Origin of the sequence: Bradyrhizobium genomosp. I (2014) (assembly GCF_000261685.1) — a bacterium.
Taxonomy (GTDB): Bacteria; Pseudomonadota; Alphaproteobacteria; order Rhizobiales; family Xanthobacteraceae; genus Bradyrhizobium.
Genome location: NZ_AJQE01000496.1, coordinates 1 through 954 on the forward strand (window position 1 = coordinate 1; position 954 = coordinate 954).

At 63.1% G+C, this 954-nt stretch carries 1 protein-coding gene; it reads left to right on the top strand.

The features are described from left to right. A partial coding sequence (locus IC50_RS38230) for an IS701 family transposase (RefSeq protein WP_035716872.1) occupies positions 1 to 954 on the top strand: 954 nt, incomplete at both ends.

The window sequence follows — 954 nt, forward strand, 5'->3', positions numbered from 1 at the left end:
GCAGCACAGCACCAATCGCTGCTGCATTTTGTCGGTAACGCGACCTGGTCGGACGCGGACGTGCTGGCCAAGGTGCGGGAGATGGTGCTGCCTGCGATCGAGAAGAATGGACCGATCGAGGCGTGGATCATCGACGACACGTCGTTCCCCAAACAAGGCAAGCACTCGGTCGGTGTGCACCACCAATATTGCGGGCAACTCGGCAAGCAGGCCAATTGCCAGGTCGCAGTGTCGCTGTCGATCGCCAATCACTCGGCCAGCCTACCGGTCGCCTATCGGCTGTATCTGCCGCAGGAGTGGACCAAGGACCGTGCTCGACGGAAGAAGGCGGGCATTCCGAAGGAGATCAAGTTCAAGACCAAGTCGGAGATCGCACTGGAGCAGATACGATGGGCCTGCGAGGCCGGTCTGCCGCGCGGCGCCGCGTTGCTGGATGCGGCCTATGGCAGGGACTCGCAGCTGCGCGCTGGCATGACGGAGTTGGGTGTGCCTTACGTGGTCGGCATCGTGCCGACCATCTTGATGTGGACCCCGGGCCATGGCCCGCGGCGGATGGGCACGCCGATGAACAACACGGGCCGCCGCGACGAGCCCGATCTGGTCTCGGCCAAGAAAGTGGCGCTCGGTCTACCGAAGCAGGCTTGGCGCACGGTGACGTGGCGCGAAGGATCGGCTGAAAAGCTGTCCTCGCGCTTCGCGCGGTTGCGTGTCCGTGTCGGATACAACAAACTGATCCCCGAGACATCGTCGCCCGAATGGTTGTTGATCGAATGGCCGGAGGGTGAAGCGGAGCCAACCAAATACTGGCTGTCCACTCTGCCGGAGAGCATCAGCTTCACGCAGCTCGTGGATCTGGCCAAGCTGCGCTGGCGCATCGAGCGCGACTATCAGGAACTCAAGCAGGAGGTCGGGCTTGGGCACTACGAAGGACGCGGCTGGCGCGGCTTCCATCAC